This is a genomic window from Amycolatopsis thermalba (assembly GCF_003385215.1).
Lineage (GTDB): Bacteria > Actinomycetota > Actinomycetes > Mycobacteriales > Pseudonocardiaceae > Amycolatopsis_E > Amycolatopsis_E thermalba.
This window is the reverse complement of record NZ_PQHW01000004.1, coordinates 49,717-71,938: the sequence shown is the minus strand read 5'-3', so window position 1 is coordinate 71,938 and position 22,222 is coordinate 49,717. Positions and strand designations below refer to the sequence as shown.

Genomic DNA, 22,222 nt, shown 5'->3' with positions numbered 1-22,222 from the left:
CAGCGCACCTTACCGATATCGTCGATCCCCATGAGAGCAATCCGCCGGTTCACCGTCCGCGCGAGCCTGCCCGAGCCGCTGGCCGGGTTGCGCGCGCTGGCCACCAACCTGCGCTGGACGTGGCACCCGCCGACCCGCGACCTGTTCGCGTCCATGGACGACGACCTGTTCCGGCGCGTGCGGGACCCGCTCCGGATGCTCACCGCGGTGCCGCCGGCGCGGCTGGAGGAGCTGGCCGGGGACGAGGACTTCCTCACCCGCGTCCGCGCGATGAGCGAGGACCTGGAGCGCTACCTCACCGAGGACCGGTGGTACCAGCAGCGCCCGCAGGGGGAGCAGTCGCCGGACGCGATCGCGTACTTCTCGATGGAGTTCGGCGTGCACGAGGCGCTGCCGAACTACTCGGGCGGCCTCGGCGTGCTCGCCGGTGACCACCTCAAGGCCGCCTCCGACCTGGGCGTGCCGCTGATCGGCGTCGGCCCGCTGTACCGGTCGGGGTACTTCCGGCAGTCGCTGTCGCTGGACGGCTGGCAGGTCGAGCACTACCCGGTGATCGAGCCGAGCGCGCTGCCACTGGAACTGCTGACCGGCGAGGACTCCGAACCGGTGCTGGTGCACGTCGCGATGCCCCGCGGGCGCGACCTGTACGCGCAGGTGTGGCAGGCGCAGGTCGGGCGCGTGCCGTTGCTGTTGCTGGACACCGACGTGGAGGCCAACGACGAGGACCTGCGCCGCGTCACCGACCGGCTCTACGGCGGCGACGCCGACCACCGCATCCGCCAGGAGATCCTGGCCGGCATCGGCGGCATGCGCGCGGTGCGGCGCTACTGCGAGCTGACCGGCCACCCGCAGCCGGAGGTGTTCCACACCAACGAGGGGCACGCCGGGTTCCTCGGCCTGGAACGGGCCCGCGAGGTGATCGGCGAGCACGGGCTCGCGTTCGACGAGGCCCTGTCCGCGGTGCGCGCGGGCACGGTGTTCACCACCCACACCCCGGTGCCGGCGGGCATCGACCGGTTCCCGGTGGACCTGGTGCAGCACTACTTCGGCGACGGCCGGCTGCTGCCCGGGCTGGAGCTGCCGCGGATCCTCGCGCTCGGGGCCGAGGACAACCCGGGCATGTTCAACATGGCGCACATGGGCCTGCGCCTGGCGCAGCGGTCCAACGGCGTGTCCCAGCTGCACGGGCGGGTGTCGCGGCGGATGTTCGCGCGGCTGTGGCCCGGGTTCGACGACGCCGAGGTGCCGATCTCGTCGGTCACCAACGGCGTGCACGGCCCGACGTGGGTGGCGCGGGAGCTGACCGCGCTGCTCGACGGCAAACACAGTGACAACAGCGTGTGGGGGCGCAGTGGTGAATCGGGCAGGCTGCCCAGCCAGATGGGCGTGTCCGACGAGGAACTGTGGGCGCTGCGGCGGGACCTGCGGCAGAAGCTGGTGCTCGAGGTGCGGCGGCGGGTGCGCAACGCGTGGCTCCAGCGCGGGGCCTCGGCTCTGGAGCTGGGCTGGGTGAACCAGGTGTTCGACCCGGACGTGCTGACCGTCGGGTTCGCCCGCCGCGTGCCGACGTACAAGCGGCTGACGTTGATGCTGCGCGATCCGGAACGGCTGCGGGCGCTGCTGCTCGACGACGAGCGGCCGATGCAGATCGTGGTCGCGGGCAAGTCGCACCCCGCCGACGAGGGCGGCAAGGCGCTGATCCAGCAGGTCGTGCGGTTCACTGATGACACTGCGATCCGTCGACGAATGGTGTTCCTGCCCGACTACGACATGTCGATGGCGCGCTACCTCTACCGCGGTTGCGACGTGTGGCTGAACAACCCGACGCGGCCGCTGGAGGCGTGTGGCACGTCGGGCATGAAGTCGGCGCTCAACGGCGGGCTCAACCTGTCCATCAAGGACGGTTGGTGGGACGAGTGCTACGACGGCAGCAACGGCTGGGCCATCCCGACCGCGGACGGGATCACCGACCCGCTGCGCCGGGACGAGCTGGAGTCGGCCGCGTTGTACGACCTGCTGGGGCAGCAGGTGGCGCCGCTGTTCTACGAGCGGGACTCCGCGGGCGTGCCGCGCGGGTGGATGTCGATGGTGTGGCACACGCTGGACGTGCTGGGGCCGCGGGTGCAGGCGTCGCGGATGGTGCGCGAGTACGTGGAGACGGCCTACCACCCGGCGGCGGTGACCAGCGCGGCGGCGGCCGCGGACGGCTACGCCGGCGCCCGGTCGCTGGCGGAGTACCGGCGCCGGGCCGACGCGGTGTGGCGGCAGGTGCGGGTGCTGGACACCGAGCTGACCGTGGAGGCGCAGGAACGCCTGGTGGTCGGCGACGAGGTCCGCGTCCGGGCGAAGGTGGACCTGGCCGGGCTGGCACCGTCCGAAGTGGAGGTCCAGACGGTGGTCGGCCGCGTCGGCGACACGGATGAGCTGGCGGAGCCCATGACGGTGCCGATGCAGCCCTCCCAGGAGGGCGAGTACACCGCGACGCTGCGCCTGCCCCGGGCGGGCTCGCTCGGGTACACCGTGCGGATCCTCCCGAGGCACGACCTCCTGGCGACCCCGGCCGAGCTGGGCAAGGTGGTACTGGCCTGACCGCAGAACTCGCGCGCGGGAGCGCAGAACTCGCGCGCGGGAGCGCAGAACTCGCGCGCGGGAGCGCAGGACTCGCGCGCGGGAGCGTGGGACTCGCGACAGGCGCGAGTTGAACGTTCGCGCGCGCGAGTCCCACCTTCCGGCGCGCGAGTTGACCGTTCGCGCGTGCGACATCTGCGCTCAGAGGAACCGGGCGCGCAGGTCCGGGCGCAGGAACGCGGCCGGCGAGGCGATCGACAACCCGCCGTCGACCGGGAGCACCGCGCCGGTGACGAACGACGCCCGCGCCGACGCCAGGAACGCCACCGCGTCGGCGACCTCCCGCGGCTCGCCCGTGCGGCGCAGCGGGTAGCCCTCCGCGACGGCGGGCAGGTCCGCCGAGCCGATCATCCCCGGCGCGACCGCGTTGACCCGGATCCCGCGCGGCCCGTACTCCAGCGCCAGCTGCCGCACCAGCCCGTCCACCCCGGCTTTCGCCGCCGCGTAGCCGGGGAGGCCGGGCGCGGCGAGGAAGCCGTTCACCGAGGTCACCGCTACGATGCTGCCCCCGGCCGGCATCACCCGCAGCGCCGCCCGCGCCGGGTAGAAGGCCGCGTCCAGGGTGTTCGCGATCGCCGAGCGCCACTGCTCGTCGGTCGCCTCCGCGGCGGCCGCCACCGGTTGTGCCGCCGCCGCCAGCACCAGCACGTCCAGCCGCTCCAGCGCCGCCACCGCGGCCTCCGCACCCGCCGGGGTCGCGCAGTCGGCGACCACGAACGAGTCGAACGCCGGGTCCGAGACCGGCTCCAGCCCGGCCCCGGCCACGTGGTCGTCCGGGAACGCCGCGGCGATCGCCCGCCCGATGTCCGAGCCGCCGCCGACGACCAGCACGCCTCTCATCCGCGCCACGCCGGCAGCGCCAGCTCGTCGAGGATCTCGGTCAGCGCCTTCTCCGTGCCCAGCTCCAGCGGCCGCGCCGGCAACCGCACCGCGGCCGACTCGATGACCCCGCGCCGCCGCAGGACCTCCTTGTGCACGGCCCACGCCTGCCCCGGCCGGACGCCGAGGTGGATCAACGGCAGTAGCCGGGTGAACGCCGCCCGCGCCTCGGCCCGCCGCCCGCTCGCCAGATCGTCCAGAACGGACCGCAGCGGATCGGCGAACTCGCACGCCGGCATGGTGCCGACCGCGCCGTTGTCGTACTCCTCGATCAGCGCCTGCGCGTTCTGTCCACCCAGGACGGTCAATCCGGTGCGCTCGCGCACCGCGGCCACTTTGGACGGCGTCGGCGGCGCCTCCACCTTGATCGAGGTGATGCCGGGGACGCCGGTGAGCACAGCCACCGTCGCCACGTCGATCGCCACACCGGTGACCCCGGGCGCGTCCTGGATCATCACCGGCACCCCGGCCGCGGCGACCTCGGTGAAGAACTCGACGACCTGCGCCGGCGACGGCTTGGCGAGGAACGGCGGCAGCACCATCACCTGGTCCGCCCCGCCGTCGCCCGCGGCCCGGACCTGTTCCAGCGCCGTCACCGTGCTGGTGCCGTTGACCCCCGCGATGACCGGCAGCGAAGTCATCGCCCGCACCTCGCGCAGGATGACCGCCCGCTCGGCCGCGGTGAGCGCGAACCCCTCGCTGGCCATGCCGAACACGGCGAGCCCGTCGACCCCGCAGGACAGCTGGAACTCCACCAGCGACCGCAGCGACGGCAGATCGAGTTCGCCGCGAGCGGTGAACGGGGTGGCCAGGATGGGGATGAGACCGGTGGGTGTGTCCGGCACGGGTCAGTTCTCCTTCGCGAGTTCGGTGATCTTCTCGGCGTCCACGTCGATGCCCAGGCCGGGGCCGGTGGGCACGGCGAACCCGGCCGGCCCGGCGGTCAGCGGGCTGCGCAGGATGCTCTGCGCGACCGGGATCGTGTCCGGCTGGTACTCGAAGAACGGGGTGTCCGCACTGGCCGCCGAGACGTGGATCCCGGCCGCCAGGGCGATCCCGAGCCCCACGGAGTGGTGGCACGCGACCGGCACGTGGTGGGCCGACGCGAGTTCCGCGATCGACATCGCCTCGGTGATGCCGGTGCGGGCCACGTCCGGCTGTGCCAGGCGCAGGGCCCGGCGGCCGAGCCAGTCGGCGAACTCGTACCGGTTGCGCATCGCCTCGCCGACCGCGACCGGCGTCCGGATCCGGGCGGCCAGCTCGGCGTGCCCGTCGACGTCCTCGGGCACCAGCGGGGCCTCGAAGAACAACGCCTTGCGCCGGTCCAGCTCCTGGCCCAGCTCGGCGGCTTCGCCGATCCGGTACGCCCAGTGCGCGTCCACCGCGATCCGCATCGACGGCGCGGCTTGCGCGACCGCGTCGAAGGTCGCCAGATCGGCCTCGATGCCCTTGCCGAGCGCGAGCTTGACCAGCGTCGCGCCCTTCCCGGCCCACTCGGCGGCCAGTGCGGCGCGCTCGGCCTCGGTCGGGCGGGGCAGGCCGGAGACGTAGGCCGGGACGTGCGTGCGGACCGCGCCGCCGAGCAGGTCGGCCACCGGCAGGCCGGTCAGCTTGCCGTAGAGGTCCCACAGGGCGATGTCGACGGCGGCCAGCGCGTCGGCCTGGTGCCCGACCAGGTGTCCGCGCTCGCGCATCAGGTCCCGCAGGCCGAGCCAGAGCGGGCGGACGCCGGTGATCTCGTGGCCGGTGAGCCACCCGGCGAGCATCCGGTCGACGATCGCGGCCGGCACCTCGGGCGCGACCGGCGCGAGCGCCTCACCCCAGCCGGTGGTGCCGTCCTCGGCGGTGACGCGGACGAGCATCGTCTCGAACCGGCCGGAGTAGAGGCTGCGCCACGGCTCCCGCACGACGTAGCCGCGGTCCTCGCTCAGCTCACTGCCGTCCTCCAGTTTGCCCAGGTAGGCCTGCGGCCCGGACAGCTTCACGACGTACGTGCTCACCTCGGCTATGCGCATGGTTACCAATCTTTGCATGGGACTTGCGTAATGTGCAAAGTCTCCGCATACTTCGTGTCATGGTTTCGGAAAGCGGTGGCAATCAGAGCGTGGAGCGGGCCTCGGCCGTGCTGAACGCCTTCACCTTGGGCCGGCCCGCGCTGCGGGTGTCCGACGTGGCGGCCGAGGTCGGGCTCGGCATCTCCACCACGTCCCGGCTGCTCGCGACGCTGGAGTCGGTCGAGCTGGTGCGCCGCGATCCGGTGAGCCAGCTCTACGAGCTCGGCCCGGCGGTGCTGACGATGGCCGGCATCGCGCTCAACAACGACCCCATCTACCGGCAGGCGCGTCCGGTCGCGCAGCGGCTGGCCTGGGAACTGGGGCTCGGGGCGAACGTGGCCGTGCGGCGCGGCGCCGAGCTGTTCTACCTGCTCAACGTCGAAGGTCAGCTGGCGCAGAAGTCGTTTTCGCTGATGGGGCAACGCAACCCGCTGCACGCCACCGCGATGGGCAAGAGCCTGCTGCTCGGCCTGTCGCCGGAACAGCGCCGGGACCTGCTGGGCCCGGAGCCGCTGCAGGGCTTCACCGGGCACACCATCACGACGTTCGAGGCACTGGACGCCGACCTGGCCCGCGTGACCGGCCGCGGTTACTCGACCGAGATCGAGGAGCTGGCACTGGGCCGCGCGTGCATCGCCGCGCCGGTGCGGGACCACACCGGCGCGGTCGTCGCCGCGATCTCGCTGTCCGGGGCGCTGTCCGCGATCGCGCTCGACGAGCGGGAGGCCGACCTGGGCCGCACCATCGTGGAGGCGGCCGACAGCGTGAGCATCGGCCTGGGCTACCTCGGCCCGGCGCACACGCCGGTGCGGGAGGTCCGATGAGGATCGCGGTCACCGGCGCCGCGGGACGCCTCGGCCGCACGCTGACCGGACGGCTCGCGGAGCGCGGCCACACCGTGGTGCCCATCGACGTCGCGCCGCCCGTGAGCCTGCCACTGTCCGATCGGGACGGTCTGATCGCCGCGTGCGCGGACACCGATGTCGTCGTGCACCTGGCCGCCCGGATGTTCTGGCAGCGCACCGACGACGCCGCGCTGTTCGAGACCAACGTGCTCGGCACCGCGAACGTGGCCGAAGCGGCGGCTCTGGCGGGCGCGAAGCTCGTGCTCGCCAGCACCGGCGAGGTCTACCCCGAGGGCAACCCGGTCTACCAGCCGCTCGACGAGGACCACCCGCGCGCGCCGACGAGCGCGTACGGGCTGACCAAGAAGCTCGCCGAGGACACTGTGGACTTCTACCGCCGCACGCGCGGGCTGGAAGCCGTGGTGCTGCGGTTCTCCCACTTCCAGGACGCGGCCGAGCTGCTCGACCCGAACAGCTTCTTCTCCGGCCCGCGGTTCTTCCTGCACCGCAAGATCGAACAGCAGCGGGCGTTCGGCAACGCGGCCGCGGTCGCCGCCCTGGAACCGCACGACGACGGCACGACCAAGCTGGTGCTGTCGCGGGGCGAGGACGGCACGCCGTTCCGGATGGGCATCCTGGACACTCGTGACCTGGCGAGCGGTGTCGTCGCCGCCGTCGAAACGCCGGGCCTGGACGGCGAGGTCATCGGGCTCGGCGCGGACGATTCGGTCGATTTCGACTGGCTGGTCCCGGAGCTGGCGCACCGAGCCGGACTGAACTATGTGGACGTTCGCCTGCCCGGTCCGGCCGTGCACTACACGACGTCCAACGCGAAGGCCCGCGAACTCCTCGGCTTCACCGTCGAATTCCCCGTCTCCCGCATGATCGCGGAAGCGGAACCGCGCTGATCCCCACTCCGACACGGACAACGAGGTCGTCATGTCTGAACAGGTCGCTGTGCCCGAAACCGTGAGCGCCGACCCGGTGCCCCGCCGGAAAGTGCTGCTCGCCGCGGGCGCGGGACACTTCGTGGAATGGTTCGACATGGGTATCTACGGCACCCTGTCGACCGTCATCGCCGCGAACTTCTTCGCCGCCGGTGACCCGGCCGCGGCGTTGCTGTCGACGTTCGCGGTTTTCGCAGCCGGGTTCGTGATCCGGCCGCTGGGCGGGTTGTTCTTCGGGCCGCTCGCCGACCGGATCGGGCGGCAGCGGGTGCTCGCGATCGTCGTGCTCACCACGTCGCTGGCCACGTTCGCGATCGGCGTGCTGCCCACCTACCACGCGGTCGGCGCGCTCGCGCCACTGCTGCTGGTGGTCGCCCGCCTGGTGCAGGGTTTCGCCGCGGGCGGTGAGACCTCCAGCGCGGTGACGGTGCTGTACGAGTACGCGCCCAAGCACCGGCGCGGGTTCTTCTCCAGCTTCGCCGACACCTTCGGCTTCGCCGCGTTCGTGTTCGGCTCGGGACTGGCGCTGCTGCTGACCGCGTCGTTCGGGGACGCCACGATGACCTCGTGGGCGTGGCGGCTGCCGTTCCTGCTCGCGCTCCCGCTCGGCCTGGCCGGTCTCTACCTGCGGCTCAAGCTGCAGGACACGCCGGAGTTCCGCGAGCTGGAGGCCAAGGGCGAGGTCACCGAGAGCCCGGTGCGGGAGACCTTCCGCACCGGCGGCAAGGCGATGCTGGTGCTGGCCGGGCTGGTCGTGATCAAGGGTGTGGCGCACTGGACGCTGCAGACGTTCATGCCGAGCTACCTGCAGACGACACTGCACTTCACGAAGGTGCAGTCGTTCATCGCCTCGACGGTGTGCCTGGCCGTGGTCGCCGTCGCGGTGCCGTTCGCCGGTGCGTTGTCCGACCGGATCGGCCGTCGTCCGCTGCTGATCGCCGGCACCGCCGGGTTCATCGTGCTGACCTGGCCGTCGCTGCTGCTGATGTCGCTGGGCAACACGTTCCTGGCCGTGCTCGGCATGGTGGTGCTGGGCCTGCTGATCGCGGCCTACGACGGCGCGGTGTCGGCGACGATGGCCGAACTGTTCCCGCCCCGCATCCGCTCCGGCGCGATCGCGATCCCGTACAACATCGCGGTGTCGCTCTTCGGCGGCACGGCTCCCTACATCGCCACCTGGCTGATCTCGGCCAGCGGCTACCGGCTCTCCCCGGCGTTCTACGTGATGCTCACGGCCGCGATCACGCTGGTCACGGTGCTGCGCGTGGTGCGGGAGACGGCCGGCCCCAAGGCGCGCGTCGTGGCCTGAAGTTCCCCATCGGTCAAGGAGGACCCGCAATGCCGAGGTATGCCCTGATCCCCGCCGTGCTCGTCGCGGCCGCCGTGGTGACCGCTCCGGCCGCCACCGCGGCCGGGCCGGTCACCACCCCCGCCGGGCCCGGCTACACGCTGGTGTTCGCCGACGAGTTCAACGACTCCACTGTGGACACCGCCAAGTGGAACTACCGGACCGACCAGAAGGTGAAGAGCGCGCAGCTGCCGGCGAACGTCACCGAGGGCGGCGGGGTGCTGACGCTGAACCTGCGCAAGGAGCAGGTCGGCAGCTACGCCTACACCGCGGGCGGGGTGGTGAGCAAGCAGTCCTTCCGCTACGGCTACTACGAGACGCGGGCGAAGACCCCCGTCGGTTCCGGCTGGCACACGTCGTTCTGGGCGATGGCCGGTGACGGGAGCACCACGTTCAACCCCGACCGGCGCACCGAGATCGACCAGTTCGAGATCAACTCCAGTGCGCCCGGCAGCATCAGCCAGGGCGACAACGCGTGGAAGCCGGACGGCACGAAGACCGATGTGGGTCGTAAGTGGACCGTGCCGGGGTTCGACACGTCGGCCGGGTGGCACACCTACGGTTTCGACTGGACCGAAAGTCGCGTGGCGTTCTACGTGGACGGCGTGCTGACGAACACGGCGGCCTACCCGCCGAGTCTGGACACGCACGACTACGTGAACGTCTGGCTGACCTCGATCGCCTACGAGACGGTCGACGAGAGCAAGCTGCCGGCGACCGCGCAGTTCGACTACGTCCGGTACTACCAGCGCGAGTACTACGTCGACAACGACACGCCCGCCGGCTACGGCTACTCGGAGACCGGCACGTGGCAGGACAGCTCGCTGTCCGGCTTCACGGTGGGCAACGGCTCGCGCTACAGCCAGACCCCCGGTTCGACGGCGACCTGGCGGCCGAACCTGCGCGCCGGGGGAAGTTACGACGTCTGGATCTACCGGGTCCCATCGTCCGGCAACGACCCGGCGGCGCGCGTGGCGGTGGTCCACAACGGAGTGACGAGCACGGTCACCGCGGATTACACGAGTGGCGGCTGGCTCAAGCTCGGCACGTGGGACTTCCCGGCGGGCACGTCGAGCGCGGTCACACTGACGGCGGGAGCCGCGACCGCCAGGGCAGACGCGGTGAAGTGGGTCCCGGCGGGTTAGGGTACCGCCGGCGTGCCGCCCGGCTGTACCGGCAGCCCCGCGGCACGCCAGGCGCGGAACCCGCCGACCAGGTCCGTCGCCCGGATCGAGCCAAGTTCCTCCCGGCGGGTTAGGAGCGCGGGCGTGCCGGCCCAGGTGATCGGCACGCCCGTACCGCGCCGGGGAACGCGGGCATGCCGCTGCGCGCTCCGATGCACGGCGACCCGGCACCCCGTCAGGGCACCGCGGGCGTGCCGCCCGGCTGCACCGGCAACCCGGCCGCTCGCCAGGCCCGGAACCCGCCCACGAGGTCGGTCGCCCGGCTCAACCCGAGCCGGCGCGGCCTAGTGGACCGCGGGCGTGCCGCTCGGTAGCCGCGCCGCGCCAGGCGGGGAGCTCGCCGCCGGGTCCGTCGCCTGGCCCAACCAAGTTCCCCCCGGGGTCTAGGGCATCGCGGGTGTGCCGCCGGCTGCACCGGCAATCCCGCCGCGCGGCAGGCGCGGAATCCCCCGACCAGGTCCGTCACTCGGCTCAACCCAAGGTTCCGCCCCGCGGCCTAGTGGCCCGTGGGCTTGCCCCCGACAGCCGCGCCAGGCGCGGAGCCCGCCGCCAGCTCCGTCGCCCGGCCCCACCAAGTTCCCCCCGGCGGCTCAGGGCACCGCGGGCGTGCCGCCCGGCTGCACCGGCAACCCGGCCGCCCGCCAGGCCCGGAACCCGCCCACGAGGTCGGTCGCCCGGCTCAACCCGAGCCGGCGCAAGTCAGCAGCCGCCAGGCTGGACGCGTAGCCCTCGTTGCAGACCACGACCACCGGCAGGTCCGGGTGCACGCCGGGCAGCCGGTGGTCGCTGGCCGGGGCGAGGCGCCACTCCAGGTGGATCCGCTCCACCGGCACCGCGCCCGGGATCTCGCCCTCCGCCTCGCGGTAGCCGATCGGCCGGATGTCCACGATCAGCCCGCCCTCGGCCTGCAGCCGCCACGCGTCGGCCGGCTCGGCCCGCTCCAGCGTGGACCGGGCCGAGGCCAGCATCTCCTCGACGTCCATCAGGCCACGATGCCGGGCAGCGGCGGGATCTCGGCGGGCACGTCGGCCAGACTGGCGTACTCGCGCGTCGGCACGAGCGGCGGCGAGTACGCGTGGATGCTCGCCGACGGCGCCGCGCCCGCGCCAGTCACCTGGTGCGCCCGCCCGGCACCGAATCCGATTCCGTCGCCCGCGACGTGCGTGCGCTGCCGGACGGGTCCGCCCGGGTAGCGGTACTCCTCGGACAGCTCGCCGCGGAGCACGGTGAACGAGCCGGCCGCGCCGCCGTGGTCGTGCGGCTTGGTGCCCTGCCCGGGCAGCCAGGTCAGCACCCACAGCTCGATGCCCTCGGTCAGGGCGAGCCGCGCCCACCACCGCTGGTCGGCGTCGAAGTGCAGGAACCGGCTGATCTCGTCGCCGAGTTCGAGCGTGACGGTGCGGGTCAGGCCGGCGAGCTGGGTCGGCGTCCACAACAGCCGCTCGGGGTGCAGCAGATCCTCGAGCGCGCTGCCGATCAGACGGGGGTGGATCTCGGACGAACGCAGGACGGAGGTCACGGAAAACTCCAGGGGTTGGTCGCGATCATGGGGCACGGCAGGACGCGGCACGGCTCAGCGACCGTGCCGCGTCGGGCTACACCCGCACGACGCGACCAGCACCAGGTCCACGGCACGGTTGCGCCAGAAGCGGCGCCGCGGGTACCGGGAGGTGCTCACGAAGCGCATCGTGCCACGGGATCCGGCTACCCGCTGTGACGTCTCACCAAGTGGTACGGGGGCGGCGGGACTCCGGCGGCGCCCGGCGGCCACAATGGGCTCGTGAGCGAGCCGAACGACCTTGACGATCTCGTGGTGCGGATGGCCGGGGTGGGGGTCCGCCGCGGGACCAACGACCTCCTGGCCGGCCTCGACTGGACGGTGGAGCTGGACGAGCGCTGGGTGGTGCTGGGTCCCAACGGCGCCGGCAAGACCACCCTGCTCCGGCTCGCGGCCGCCGAGCTGCACCCGACCACCGGATCGGTCCACCTGCTGGGCGAGCAGATCGGCCGCACCAACATCTTCGACCTGCGCCCGCGCATCGGGTTCACCTCCGCGGCGATCGCCTCGCGCGTGCCGGGCGACGAGAAGGTCAGCGATGTCGTGGTCAGCGCCGGCTACGCGGTGATCGGCCGCTGGCGCGAGCAGTACGACACGATGGACACCGGCCGCGCCGAGGAGCTGCTGGGCGTCATGGGCATCCGGCACCTGGCCGGGCGCGACTACGGCACCCTGTCCGAGGGCGAGCGCAAGCGCACCCTCATCGCCCGCGCCCTGATGACCGACCCCGAGCTGCTGCTGCTCGACGAGCCCGCCGCGGGCCTCGACCTGGGCGGCCGCGAGGACCTGGTGGCCCGGCTGTCCGAGCTGGCGCTCGACCCGGACGCGCCGGCCATGGTGCTCGTCACACACCACGTCGAGGAAATTCCGCCAGGCTTCACCCACGCGCTGCTGCTGCGCGAAGGCCGGGCAGTGGTAGCGGGCCTGATCGACGACGTGCTCACCGCCGAGAACCTGTCCAAGACGTTCGACCAGGACCTCGTCCTCGAACGCTCGGGTGACCGCTTCTTCGCGCGTCGCCGGTAAGGTCACCCCTACCAGCCGGTAGGCACGATCAAGGAGGAGGCCAGCGTGGGCGAGTTCGTACGGCTCGAGGTGGACGGCGGGATCGGCACGATCCGGCTGGAGCGGCCCCCGGTCAACGCGATCAACGGCCAGGTCACGGCCGAGCTCGCGGTGGCCGCGCAGGAGGCGGCCGAGCGGTCCGACGTGCGCGCGGTGATCCTCTACGGCGGGGAGAAGACCTTCTGCGGCGGCGCCGACGTCAAGGAGATGGTCACCCGCTCCTACGTCGAGATGCGGTCCTTCGGCGCGAAGCTGCAGAACACGGTGGCCGCGGTCGCCGCGATCCCGAAGCCGGTCGTCGCCGCGATCACCGGGTACGCCCTGGGCGGCGGGCTCGAGCTGGCCCTGGGTGCGGACTACCGGATCGCCGGCGACAACGTGAAGGTCGGCCAGCCGGAGATCCTGCTCGGCATCATCCCCGGCGCGGGCGGCACGCAGCGGCTGTCCCGGCTGATCGGCCCGAGCAAGGCCAAGGACCTGGTGTTCACCGGCCGCTTCGCCAAGGCCGAGGAGGCGCTGTCGCTGGGCATCGTGGACCAGCTGGTCGCCCCGGACGACGTCTATTCGGCCGCGCAGAAGTGGGCCGGGCAGTTCGTCAACGGCCCGGCGGTCGCGCTGGCGCAGGCCAAGGCCGCGATCGACGGCGGTCTGGACATGGACCTGGCCAGCGCGTTGAAGCTGGAGACGCAGCTGTTCACGGCGCTGTGGGCGACCGAGGACCAGACCGCGGGTATGACCTCCTTCGTGGAGAACGGCCCCGGCAAGGCCACCTTCGAAGGGAAGTGACGTGACCACGGACCCCGCGCCGAACCCGCACGCGACCGAGGAAGAGGTCCAGGCGGCGTACTCGGACCCCAAGCTGGCCAACATCCTCTACCACGACTGGGAGGCCGGCACCTACGACGAGAAGTGGTCGATCTCCTACGACGAGCGCTGCATTTCCTACGCCACCGACGTGTTCAACGCCGTCGCCGGTGAGGAGGGCCAGCCCTACCCGACCGCGATGGAGCTGGGCAGCGGCACCGGCTTCTTCCTGCTCAACCTGATGCAGGGCGGTGTGATCAAGAAGGGGTTCGTCACCGACCTCTCGCCGGGCATGGTGGAGGTCGCGCTGCGCAACGCCCGCAACCTGGGCCTGGATGTGGACGGCCGGGTCGCCGACGCCGAGCGCATCCCGTACCCGGACGACAGCTTCGACCTGGTGGTCGGGCACGCGGTGCTGCACCACATCCCGGACGTGCCGGGCGCGCTGCGCGAGGTGCTGCGGGTGCTCAAGCCGGGCGGCCGGTTCGTCTTCGCCGGTGAGCCGACGAAGATCGGCAACTTCTACGCGCGCAAGCTGGGCCAGCTGACCTGGTGGCTGACCACCAACGTCACCAAGGTTCCCGCGCTGAGCGGCTGGCGGCGCCCGCAGGAGGAGCTGGACGAGTCCTCGCGCGCGGCGGCGCTGGAGGCCGTGGTCGACATCCACACGTTCGACCCGTCGGAGCTGGAGCGCATGGCGCTGGGCGCCGGGGCGGTCGACGTCCGTGCGGTCACCGAGGAGTTCTCCGCGGCGCTGGCCGGGTGGCCGATCCGCACGTTCGAGGCGGCGGTGCCGCAGGAGAAGCTGACCGTGCGGTGGCGGATGTTCGCCTACCACCTGTGGCTGCGGCTGTCCGCGCTGGACAAGAAGGTGCTGTCCAAGGTCCTGCCGCGCGAGCTGTTCTACAACGTGATGATCACCGGCACCAAACCGTAAGTGCCCTACGCGTTCACCCTCGACGACGTCGCCTTCCTCCGCTCGGAGGAAGGCGCACGTGCGTTGGCCTCCTGTGACGCGTTGCCGCTGACCGACCGGGTCGCGGACGTGGCCGCCGTGCGCAAGCTGGTGGGCGAGCGGTTCGCCGCGGTGCTGGAGACGGTGCTGCTGCGGCGCAGGGGCAAGCTCGACCCGTCCTGGCTCTACACCGGTGACGCGCTGCAGCAGGCGAGCGTGCCCGCGGTGGCCCGGCACCGCGCCGAGCGGCTGGCCGGGCGCGATGTGCACGACGTGACCTGCTCGATCGGCGCCGACCTGGCCGAGCTGGCCCGGGTCGCGCACAGGTGTGTTGGTTCCGACCTGGACCCGGTGCGGCTGGCGATGGCGCGGCACAACTGCCCGGGGGTGCCGCTGGTCCGGGCCGACGCGTTGCGGCCGGTCAGCCGGGACGCGGTGATCGTCGCCGATCCGGCCCGCCGCGATTCGTCCGGGCGCCGGACCTGGCGGCCTGCCGACTTCGCGCCGCCGCTGGACGAGCTGGCGGCGGTCTACGCGGGCCGGGACCTGGCCGTGAAGTGCGCGCCCGGCCTGGATCCGGCGGCGGTGCCCTGGGCGGCGGAGATCGAGCTGGTGTCGCTCGACGGCCAGGTGCGGGAGGCGTGCGTGTGGAGCGCGGGCCTGGCCACCGCCTCGCGGCGAGCGACCGTGCTGCGCTCGGACGGTACACAATGGACGATCACCGACCGGGACCCGTCGGACGCCGGGGCCGCCGCGCCCGGCGAGTGGATCATCGACCCGGACGGCGCGGTCGTGCGGGCCGGGCTGGTGAAGCACTACGCGGCCCGGCACGGGTTGTGGCAGCTCGACGAGCGCATCGCTTACCTGACCGGCGACGTGCCGCCGCCGGGCGTGCGGGCGTTCCGCGTCCGCGAACACGGTCCCTACCAGGAGAAATCCCTGCGCACGCTGCTGCGTGCCCGCGCGGTCGGACGGTTGGAGATCCTGGTCCGCGGACTGGACGTCGACCCGGACGCGCTACGCAAGCGGCTCAAACTCGCGGGCGACCAGGAGGCCACGGTGGTGCTCACGCGCATCGGCCGCACCCCTCACTTCTTCCTCTGTCGCGCGGAGCGCATCCCCGGGTAGGTTCCCGTCTCGTGCAACGTTCACGAGGAGGATTCATGCTGCGTGAAAAAATGTCCGGTTTGGTCAAGTTGGCTGCCGCGGCCGCGATCGGCGCGACCGTCGCCGGGGGCACCACCGCGCTCGCGACCTCGGGTGGCAGCCAGGAACCGGACAACCTCGGCCAGGTCAAGCTGGACGTGCAGGAGTACTACGGCAACTGGGTCGACGCCGCCGGCAAGCACCACGAGTCCGGTGACAGCCGGTGGGCCGCCGACGTCCGCCGCCAGGTCGACCAGGCCCAGCGCTACCTCGCGATCCGCCTGCAGCAGGGCGTGCGCAACCCGGCGATCGTGCTCGACATCGACGACACCTCCGAGGTCACCTACGGCTGGGAGGCCGACAACGACATCGGCTTCGACCCGGTCGAGCAGGAGAAGGCGATCGACGACGGCGCGTTCGCGGCGATCCGGCCGACGCTGGAGCTGGCGAACTGGGCCGCGCAGCACGGCGTGCGGGTCTACTTCCTGACCGGGCGCAAGGAGCACCAGGGCCCGGCGTCGCTGAAGAACCTCGCCAACGAGGGCTACCCGGCCCCGGCTGCGGCGTTCTTCAAGCCGGAGACCAGCGCGCCGGACTACCTGCCGTGCGGGCTGACCTGCACCACCGTGCAGTACAAGTCCGGCACGCGGGCGCACATCGAGTCGACCGGGGCGACGATCGTGCTCAACCTCGGCGACCAGTACAGCGACCTCGACGGCGGCCACGCCGAGCGCGCGGTGAAGCTGCCGAACCCGATGTACTACCTGCCCTGAGGCGGGATCGCGACGCCCTCGCCCGGTTCGCGCACCGCGATGCGTCCTATCGGACGAGGGTGTCGGTGTTGATCAGCCAGGTGCCGTCGCGCTGGATCATGCCCAGGTGGTGCCGCTCGCGGGAGTGCGAGCCGCCCTTGACGAAGTCGACCGTGACCTCGACGGTGTCGGCGTCGACCTGGCGTGGTCCGCCGACGATGCTCACCGAGGTGATGGTGGACCAGAACCTGACGTAGCTCGCCTTGCCCTGGGCCTGCAGCGCGGGGCCCAGGCGGGTCCAGCCGGCGTCGGTGTTGCCCGGCATCATCGCGTAGTAGTCGCTGACCGCCTGCACCGGCGAGCCGGTGGCCGGGGCGGGGTTGCTGGTCGCCGTCTTGGTCACGGTGGTGACGCTGGTCGACGGCGGCGCCGCGCTGCTGGACTCGGGGGCGGGCGCGGCCGAGGACGTGTCGGCGGGCGCGGCGGTGTCCCCGGTCGAGGAGGGCAGCAGGACGACGAGCGCCACGACCACGGCGGCGACGACGGCCAGCGCGGCGCCGGCGTAGGCGAGTCTTCGCCGGGATGGCTGGGGCGGCGGCACCGGGTCGACCTTCGTGGTGGCCGTCATCATGGCGAGTTTGCCCAGTTCGGCGGCCAGTTCGGCCATCGTCGGGCGGGCCTTGGGGTCGACCTGGAGCATGCGGGTGAGCACGCCGGTGAGCGGCCCGGCCTGCTCCGGCGGGGCGATCCGGCCGGCGGCGGCCGCGTAGAGCAGCGCCATCTGGTTCTCGGTGTCGCCGTAGGGCATGCGGCCCTCGACCGCGGTGTAGAGCGTCGCGCCGAGGGAGTAGACGTCGGACTCCGGGCCGGGCTGCTCGCCGCGGGCGGCCTCGGGGGAGAGGAAGGCGGGTGTGCCGGCGAAGTGGCCGCTGCCGGTGAGGGTGCCGTCGTCGGCGGCCTTGGAGATGCCGAAATCGGTGATCTTCGCGGTGCCGTCCTCGCCGAGCAGGATGTTGCCCGGTTTGACGTCGCGGTGCACGATGCCGACGGCGTGGGCGGCGGCCAGCGCGGAGGCCGCGTGCGCGCCGATGCGGGCGACCTCGCCCGGCGGGAGGCTGCCCCGCTCGGCGAGGACCTCGGCCAGGCTGTGCGAGGGGAGGTATTCCATCACCAGGACGGGTTTGCCGTCGTCGTCGGCCACGTCGAACACGGTGATGGCGTGCGGGTGCTGCAGGCGGGCGGCCAGGCGGGCCTCGCGGAACGAGCGTTTGCGGGCCTGCTCGGCCTCTTCCGGGGTGAGCCGCGGCGGTAGCAGAAGTTGTTTCACCGCAACGGTTCGGTCGAGTAGTTGATCGGTCGCCTCCCAGACGACGCCCATCGCGCCCCCGCCGATGTGACGCTGCAGCCGGTAACGGCCGGCGATCGTGCGCGCGTTGTCCTGCCCCTCGGTCTCCGTCACCCGGCAAGGCTACGGTGTCGGCTCCTGGCGCCGCGCGGCAAACACCTCGAAACCGGCGCAGTCCGAAGTCGAGCCGGCCCTCGGCGTCCGGGCGGCCCGTGAACTTGCCCGAAAGAGTCAAGTGGGTGTTGAGGCATCCGGCGAGTGAAGCCCACCGCGGCTCGCGACCAGACACGACACGCAGTGACGGCATGACGCCGTGCAGGCCGCCATCGCGCGGCGGCGCCGGACCGGCCAGAGATGCCGCCGGCAGGCGCGCCACGGCAACGCGAGTAGACGCGTCACCCGGCGGCTGCCCGGGACGGCGCCGCCATGAGCGTGCCCCCGGCCACCAGCAGCCGCTCCTTGCCGCGAACGTGCCGGTGGCCGTGACACCGAGCCCGTCGCGTGGGCGAGGAACCGAGCCGCGCACCCGATCCCGAGCCCCCCGACTCCTCCGCGGCCCGAGATCGATACCCGCGGCGCCCGTGACCTGGGAAGAGTCGCCCGCACCTCGGGTTGCGTTCAGACAGCGCCCACGAAACCCCAGCTCGGCGCGCGCCACCCGCGCTGCCCCCTTCGCGGGACGCCGACTTCACGCAGTGCCCGTCCTCCCGCCCGGGGATGCCGCGCTGCACCCGCCAGGGTCTTTCGGACTGGCGGGGAGTGAACGCCTGCCCCCGCCTCGACTGCGGGCTCCGCAGCCGCACCCAACCTTGCCTCGATCGAAGTGAACCCCTTGCCCGCGTCCGCGAGCTCCGCGGCTGCGCGCGGTTTTCCGTCGCTCGGGGCGAGGGCCTGCCCCTCGATCTCGCCTGCGAGCTCCGAGGCCCTGCCCGATTTTGCCTCGATCGGAGCGAACGCCTGACCCGCAATCTCGCCCGCGGGTGTTCCGCGGTCGCGTCCGACTTTGCGTCGGTCGGGGTGGGCGCTTGACCTTCGGCTTTGGCTGCAGGGGCTTCGCGGCGCCGCCCGATGTTGCCTCAACCGGCGTGAGCCCCATCCTCGGCTGCGTGCTCCGTGGTCGTGCCCGGTTTTGCGCCGGTTGGGGTGGGTGCTGACCTTCGGCTTTGGCTGCGGACGCTCCGCTGCCGCGCCCGACCTTGCCTCGACCGGAGTGAGCCCCACCCCCGGCTGCGAGCTTCGTGGTCGTGCCGATTTTGCCTCGATCGGCGTGAGCGCCTGCCCCTCGATCCGGGCTGCGGGTGCTCCGCGGTTGAATCCGACTTTGCGTCGATCGGGATGAGCGCTTGACCTTCGGCTTTGGCTGCGGGGCTCCGCAGCCGCGCCCAACCCTTGCCTCGACCGGAGTGAGCCCACCCCCGGCTGCGTGCTCCGTGGTCGTGCCCGATTTTGCCTCGATCGGCGCGAGCGCCTGCCCCTCGATCTCACCTGCGGGTGCTCCGCGGTTGAATCCGACTTTGCGTCGATCGGGATGAGCGCTTGACCTTCGGCTTTGGCTGCGGGGCTCCGCAGCCGCGCCCAACCCTTGCCTCGACCGGAGTGAGCCCACCCCCGGCTGCGTGCTCCGTGGTCGTGCCCGATTTTGCCTCGATCGGCGCGAGCGCCTGCCCCTCGATCTCACCTGCGGGTGCTCCGCGGTTGCGTCCGACTCGGCGTCGGCCGGGATGAGCGCCTGCCCCTCGGCCTCGGTCGCGCGGGCTCCGCAGCCGCGCCAGACTTTGCCTCGACCGGGAGTTGAAGGTTCATCGCCGGCACCGCCGTTGCCGAGCTCCGCGGGATGGGCACCCGCGAACGCCCGGTTGCACAGGGTGATCACCGGCTCGAACGCGAGGCATCCGAACGTCGGCCTCGGCAATACGCGCAGGTGAACCGGAAACGGATGCTCGTTGCCGTGCATGAGTTCCGCCCACGGCGGGTGCCGCCATCCGGTTGGAACACCGGCTCCCGGGAAGCAATCCGGAGACGTCACAGGAGAAATTCGATTCGCCGGGCCCCGCGGGTGGACGGCGGGCGCGGATGAGAGGATGCTGGGCAGTGGCAGGCTTTCACCAGTTTTGTCCACTCAGGACAGTCTCTTCGGGAGGTGCGGATGACGGCCGTGGACGCTCGCGAGGATCTGGTGCCACTGCGGACGGATTTCGACCGCTCGTGGCGTGGTTACGATGCTCGCCAGGTGCAGGCGTACGTCCGCGCCGTCGAGGCTGACCTGCGGATGGTGATCGCCGATCGGGACGCGGCCGCGGCCGCTGTCGAGCGTCTCGCCGCGCAGATGGAGGAACTGCGCTCGGAGAACGACGCCCTGCGCGCGAAGATCGACCGGATCAGCCGGACGCCGATCGAGGCGGAGGGGCTGACCGAGCGGTTGCTGCGGATGGTGGAGCTGGCCGAGGACGAAGCCGCGGAGGTCACCGAACGGGCCCGGCTGGCGGCCGAGCGGAGCTGGGCCGCGGCCGAGCAGGCGGCCGGTCGCCTGCGGGAACGGCACGAGCGCCTGGTCACCGAGCTGGACGCCCGGCGTCGGCAGATGGCCGAGGAGCAGGCCGAACTGATGCGCCGCACCCAGGCCGAGGTGGACCTGATGACGCGTCAGGCCACGCAGAGCAGGCACAAGCTGGACGAGCAGGCCGCCCGCCGCCGCGCCGAGATCGAGAGGGACTTCGAAGAGGCGATGGCCGTCCGCCGCGCCACGTCGCTGCGGGTGATCGCCGAACGTGAAGCCGAGGCCCGCGCCAAAGCGGACGAACTGGTCTCAACCGCCCAGGCCAAGGCCAATGACCTGCTGAGTTCCGCCCGCAGCGAAGCGGAGGAGACGCTGACCTCGGCCCGCGCCGAGGCTGATCGCCTGCTGACCTCGGCCCGCGCTGAATCGGACGAAACGCTGACGTCAGCCCGCACCGAGGCGGAGGAGACGCTGTCCTCGGCCCGCGCGGAGGCTGATCGCTTGTTGTCGTCGGCCCGCGCTGAATCGGAAGAGACGCTGACGTCAGCGCGCGCCGAAGCGGACGAAACGCTGACATCGGCTCGTGCGGAGGCCGAGGAAACGTTGACCACCGCCCGCGCCCAGACCGAGGAGACGCTGTCCTCGGCCCGCGCGGAGGCCGATCGCCTGCTGACCTCTGCCCGCACTCGCGCCGACGACCTGCTGCGTTCTGCCCGAGCCGAAGCCGAGGCCGCCACGATTTCAGCTCGCACCCGCGCCGATGACCTGTTGACCTCCGCGCGCAGCGAGGCGGAGACCACGGTGACGTCGGCCCGCACGCGCGCGGACGACCTGCTGGCCTCCGCCCGCGCCGAGGCGGAGACCACGGTGGCCTCGGCCCGCACGCGCGCCGAGGAGCTGCTGGCCTCCGCCCGCGCCGAAGCCGAGGAGACGTCCACCTCGGCCCGAGCCGAGGCCGAACAGACGCTGTCCTCGGCTCGGGCGGAAGCCGAAGCCCTGCAGGCCAAGGCCGCCGAGCGGGAGGCCGACGCCCGCGCGAAGGCCGATGAGCTGGTCGCCCAGGCGGAGAAGCTCAGCGCCGACGCCCAGTCCCGGGCCGAGTCGCTGGTCGCCGAGGCCACCGCTCGAGCCGACGCGAAGCTCACCGACGCGACCACCCGCGCCGACTCCCTCCTGGCCGACGCAACGAGGCGCGCGGACACCATGGTCGCGGAGGCCACCGACCGGGCGAGCGCCCTGGTCGCAGCGGCGACCGCCCGCGCTGAGGACAAGGTCACCCGCGCCAGCGCCCAAGCCGAAAAACTGCTGGCCGAAGCAACCGCCGAAGCGCGCCGACGCACCGACGAGGCCACCGCGAAGGTCACCGAACTGAGCAAGATCCGGGAGGACACGGCCGAGCGCCTCCGCGCGGTCAACACCCTCCTGACCGAGGCAACCCCACTCCTGACCGAGACGAAACGCCCGGCAGAGACGACGCGCCTGGGCAAGGCAACCCCACACCTGCCGGACACAGCCCGACGCCCAGTGGAGGCGGCGCACGTGGGTGAGGCGGCTCCAGGCCTACCGGAGACAGCTCGTCGCCCGGTAGAGGCGGCGCACGCGGGCGAGGCGGCCCCACGGCTACCCGAAACAGCCCGTCGCCGTACGGAAGCGGCGCACGGGGACGGGGCAACCCCAGACCTGCCCGAGACAGCCCGTCGCCCGGCGGAGGCGGCGCGCGTGGGCGAGGCGGCCCCACGGCTGCCCGAGACAGCCCGACGCCCAGTGGAGGCCGCGCGCGTGGACGAGGCGACCCCCCACCTGCCGGAGACCTCACCCCTGAGCGAAACCGCCACAACAACGGCCCAGCCGCAAGCCTCGGCCGACCCGGCTCCCGCCTCAGCCAGCACGGCTCCCGCTACCGAGGGACATGCCGGCCAGCCCGAAGAGGCCGCCGCCTCGGCAGGCAAGGCTCCGTCGGTCCCGCGCGTCGAGATCGCGGTCCCGGAACAAGCCTCCGCCCCCGAGAAGTCCCCAGCGGAAGTCGTGCCCTGAGACGCCTTTGCTGAGGGCTGCTCTCTGACGTGGGGTTACGCGTACCCGTCAGACGTATAGCCTGCTGGTCCCGTGCGCCCCGAAATGGGTTGCAGACTGAGCCCTGGATGACGATTGGTGGAAGCCACGCCCGCTTCACCCAATGCGACACCTCGCTCCTGCTCGGGTCACGCAAGGTCAG

General features: G+C 72.2%; 17 protein-coding genes and 2 pseudogenes. 11 read left to right on the top strand and 8 right to left on the bottom strand.

Annotated features, from left to right (window positions below):
* Positions 1–30 precede the first annotated feature (30 nt).
* Complete coding sequence (gene glgP, locus D0D15_RS02970) at positions 31–2,589, top strand: alpha-glucan family phosphorylase (RefSeq protein WP_094006175.1); 2,559 nt, start codon at positions 31–33, stop codon at positions 2,587–2,589.
* Positions 2,590–2,769: 180 nt separating this feature from the next.
* On the opposite strand, the gene D0D15_RS02960 is transcribed toward glgP, so the two are convergent.
* From D0D15_RS02960 to D0D15_RS02950, 3 genes are read right to left on the bottom strand one after another with little or no spacing between them, the layout of a single operon-like run.
* Complete coding sequence (locus D0D15_RS02960; protein ID WP_233157315.1) at positions 2,770–3,468, bottom strand: SDR family NAD(P)-dependent oxidoreductase; 699 nt, start codon at positions 3,466–3,468, stop codon at positions 2,770–2,772.
* Entirely contained in the window at positions 3,465–4,352 is an 888-nt protein-coding gene (locus D0D15_RS02955) for a dihydrodipicolinate synthase family protein (protein ID WP_094006177.1), read from the bottom strand. Before D0D15_RS02955 ends, D0D15_RS02960 begins: the two co-directional genes overlap by 4 nt.
* A gap of 3 nt (positions 4,353–4,355) precedes the next feature.
* Complete coding sequence (locus D0D15_RS02950; protein WP_115944220.1) at positions 4,356–5,522, bottom strand: mandelate racemase/muconate lactonizing enzyme family protein; 1,167 nt, start codon at positions 5,520–5,522, stop codon at positions 4,356–4,358.
* 59 nt (positions 5,523–5,581) lie between these two features.
* On the opposite strand from D0D15_RS02950, the gene D0D15_RS02945 reads away from it, so the two are divergent.
* From D0D15_RS02945 to D0D15_RS02930, 4 genes are read left to right on the top strand one after another with little or no spacing between them, the layout of a single operon-like run.
* Entirely contained in the window at positions 5,582–6,385 is an 804-nt protein-coding gene (locus D0D15_RS02945) for an IclR family transcriptional regulator (RefSeq protein WP_094006179.1), read from the top strand.
* Positions 6,382–7,314 (top strand): NAD-dependent epimerase/dehydratase family protein, encoded by a 933-nt coding sequence (locus D0D15_RS02940; protein WP_094006180.1) that lies wholly within the window; start codon positions 6,382–6,384, stop codon positions 7,312–7,314. Before D0D15_RS02945 ends, D0D15_RS02940 begins: the two co-directional genes overlap by 4 nt.
* A 31-nt stretch (positions 7,315–7,345) precedes the next feature.
* Entirely contained in the window at positions 7,346–8,662 is a 1,317-nt protein-coding gene (locus D0D15_RS02935) for an MFS transporter (protein ID WP_094006181.1), read from the top strand.
* Positions 8,663–8,691: 29 nt separating this feature from the next.
* A complete protein-coding gene (locus tag D0D15_RS02930) occupies positions 8,692–9,846 on the top strand; it encodes a glycoside hydrolase family 16 protein (protein ID WP_094006182.1) in 1,155 nt (384 codons plus the stop codon).
* Here the strand turns inward: D0D15_RS02930 and D0D15_RS36840 are convergent.
* The 4 genes and pseudogenes from D0D15_RS36840 to D0D15_RS02905 form a co-directional block, all read right to left on the bottom strand.
* A pseudogene (locus D0D15_RS36840) lies at positions 9,843–9,941 on the bottom strand (rhodanese-like domain-containing protein); the annotation flags it as partial. The gene D0D15_RS02930 and the pseudogene D0D15_RS36840 overlap by 4 nt on opposite strands.
* 119 nt (positions 9,942–10,060) lie before the next feature.
* Positions 10,061–10,165 (bottom strand): annotated as a pseudogene (locus D0D15_RS36835) (rhodanese-like domain-containing protein); the annotation flags it as partial.
* Positions 10,166–10,475: 310 nt separating this feature from the next.
* Positions 10,476–10,868 carry a rhodanese-like domain-containing protein gene (locus tag D0D15_RS02910; RefSeq protein ID WP_094006183.1) on the bottom strand — a complete coding sequence of 131 codons (393 nt, stop codon included), beginning with the start codon at positions 10,866–10,868 and terminating at the stop codon, positions 10,476–10,478.
* On the bottom strand, positions 10,868–11,404 hold the full coding sequence (locus D0D15_RS02905; protein ID WP_094006184.1) for a cysteine dioxygenase: 537 nt from the start codon (positions 11,402–11,404) through the stop codon (positions 10,868–10,870). The genes D0D15_RS02910 and D0D15_RS02905 overlap by 1 nt, the downstream gene beginning before the upstream one ends.
* 300 nt (positions 11,405–11,704) lie before the next feature.
* Between D0D15_RS02905 and D0D15_RS02900 the strand changes: the two genes are divergently transcribed.
* Genes D0D15_RS02900 through D0D15_RS02880 form a run of 5 tightly spaced genes read left to right on the top strand, consistent with a single transcriptional unit; the run spans position 11,705 to position 16,186 of the window.
* Entirely contained in the window at positions 11,705–12,469 is a 765-nt protein-coding gene (locus tag D0D15_RS02900; RefSeq protein WP_249467515.1) for an ABC transporter ATP-binding protein, read from the top strand.
* 45 nt (positions 12,470–12,514) lie between these two features.
* Positions 12,515–13,294 (top strand): enoyl-CoA hydratase/isomerase family protein, encoded by a 780-nt coding sequence (locus tag D0D15_RS02895; protein WP_094006186.1) that lies wholly within the window; start codon positions 12,515–12,517, stop codon positions 13,292–13,294.
* Position 13,295: 1 nt separating this feature from the next.
* Complete coding sequence (locus D0D15_RS02890; RefSeq protein WP_094006187.1) at positions 13,296–14,249, top strand: class I SAM-dependent methyltransferase; 954 nt, start codon at positions 13,296–13,298, stop codon at positions 14,247–14,249.
* Positions 14,250–15,395 carry a class I SAM-dependent methyltransferase gene (locus D0D15_RS02885; RefSeq protein ID WP_094006188.1) on the top strand — a complete coding sequence of 382 codons (1,146 nt, stop codon included), beginning with the start codon at positions 14,250–14,252 and terminating at the stop codon, positions 15,393–15,395. It begins immediately after the preceding gene.
* Between the two features lie 50 nt (positions 15,396–15,445).
* On the top strand, positions 15,446–16,186 hold the full coding sequence (locus tag D0D15_RS02880; protein WP_094006189.1) for an HAD family acid phosphatase: 741 nt from the start codon (positions 15,446–15,448) through the stop codon (positions 16,184–16,186).
* Positions 16,187–16,232: 46 nt separating this feature from the next.
* Here D0D15_RS02880 and D0D15_RS02875 read toward each other — a convergent pair whose 3' ends face one another.
* Positions 16,233–17,624: a serine/threonine-protein kinase gene (locus D0D15_RS02875; protein ID WP_115944219.1), complete on the bottom strand. Its 1,392-nt coding sequence runs from the start codon at positions 17,622–17,624 to the stop codon at positions 16,233–16,235.
* 2,032 nt (positions 17,625–19,656) lie between these two features.
* Here D0D15_RS02875 and D0D15_RS02870 point away from each other — a divergent pair.
* Positions 19,657–22,041 carry a DivIVA domain-containing protein gene (locus D0D15_RS02870; RefSeq protein WP_094006201.1) on the top strand — a complete coding sequence of 795 codons (2,385 nt, stop codon included), beginning with the start codon at positions 19,657–19,659 and terminating at the stop codon, positions 22,039–22,041.
* Positions 22,042–22,222: the final 181 nt, after the last annotated feature.

Bases quoted from the DNA above. Each gene is read 5' to 3' on its own strand.
- glgP (WP_094006175.1), top strand. From the start codon at position 31: ATGAGAGCAATCCGCCGGTTCACCGTCCGCGCGAGCCTGCCCGAGCCG.
- D0D15_RS02960 (WP_233157315.1), bottom strand. From the start codon at position 3,468: ATGAGAGGCGTGCTGGTCGTCGGCGGCGGCTCGGACATCGGGCGGGCG.
- D0D15_RS02950 (WP_115944220.1), bottom strand. From the start codon at position 5,522: ATGCGCATAGCCGAGGTGAGCACGTACGTCGTGAAGCTGTCCGGGCCG.
- D0D15_RS02945 (WP_094006179.1), top strand. From the start codon at position 5,582: ATGGTTTCGGAAAGCGGTGGCAATCAGAGCGTGGAGCGGGCCTCGGCC.
- D0D15_RS02940 (WP_094006180.1), top strand. From the start codon at position 6,382: ATGAGGATCGCGGTCACCGGCGCCGCGGGACGCCTCGGCCGCACGCTG.
- D0D15_RS02935 (WP_094006181.1), top strand. From the start codon at position 7,346: ATGTCTGAACAGGTCGCTGTGCCCGAAACCGTGAGCGCCGACCCGGTG.
- D0D15_RS02930 (WP_094006182.1), top strand. From the start codon at position 8,692: ATGCCGAGGTATGCCCTGATCCCCGCCGTGCTCGTCGCGGCCGCCGTG.
- D0D15_RS02910 (WP_094006183.1), bottom strand. From the start codon at position 10,868: ATGGACGTCGAGGAGATGCTGGCCTCGGCCCGGTCCACGCTGGAGCGG.
- D0D15_RS02900 (WP_249467515.1), top strand. From the start codon at position 11,705: ATGGCCGGGGTGGGGGTCCGCCGCGGGACCAACGACCTCCTGGCCGGC.
- D0D15_RS02880 (WP_094006189.1), top strand. From the start codon at position 15,446: ATGTCCGGTTTGGTCAAGTTGGCTGCCGCGGCCGCGATCGGCGCGACC.
- D0D15_RS02870 (WP_094006201.1), top strand. From the start codon at position 19,657: ATGACGGCCGTGGACGCTCGCGAGGATCTGGTGCCACTGCGGACGGAT.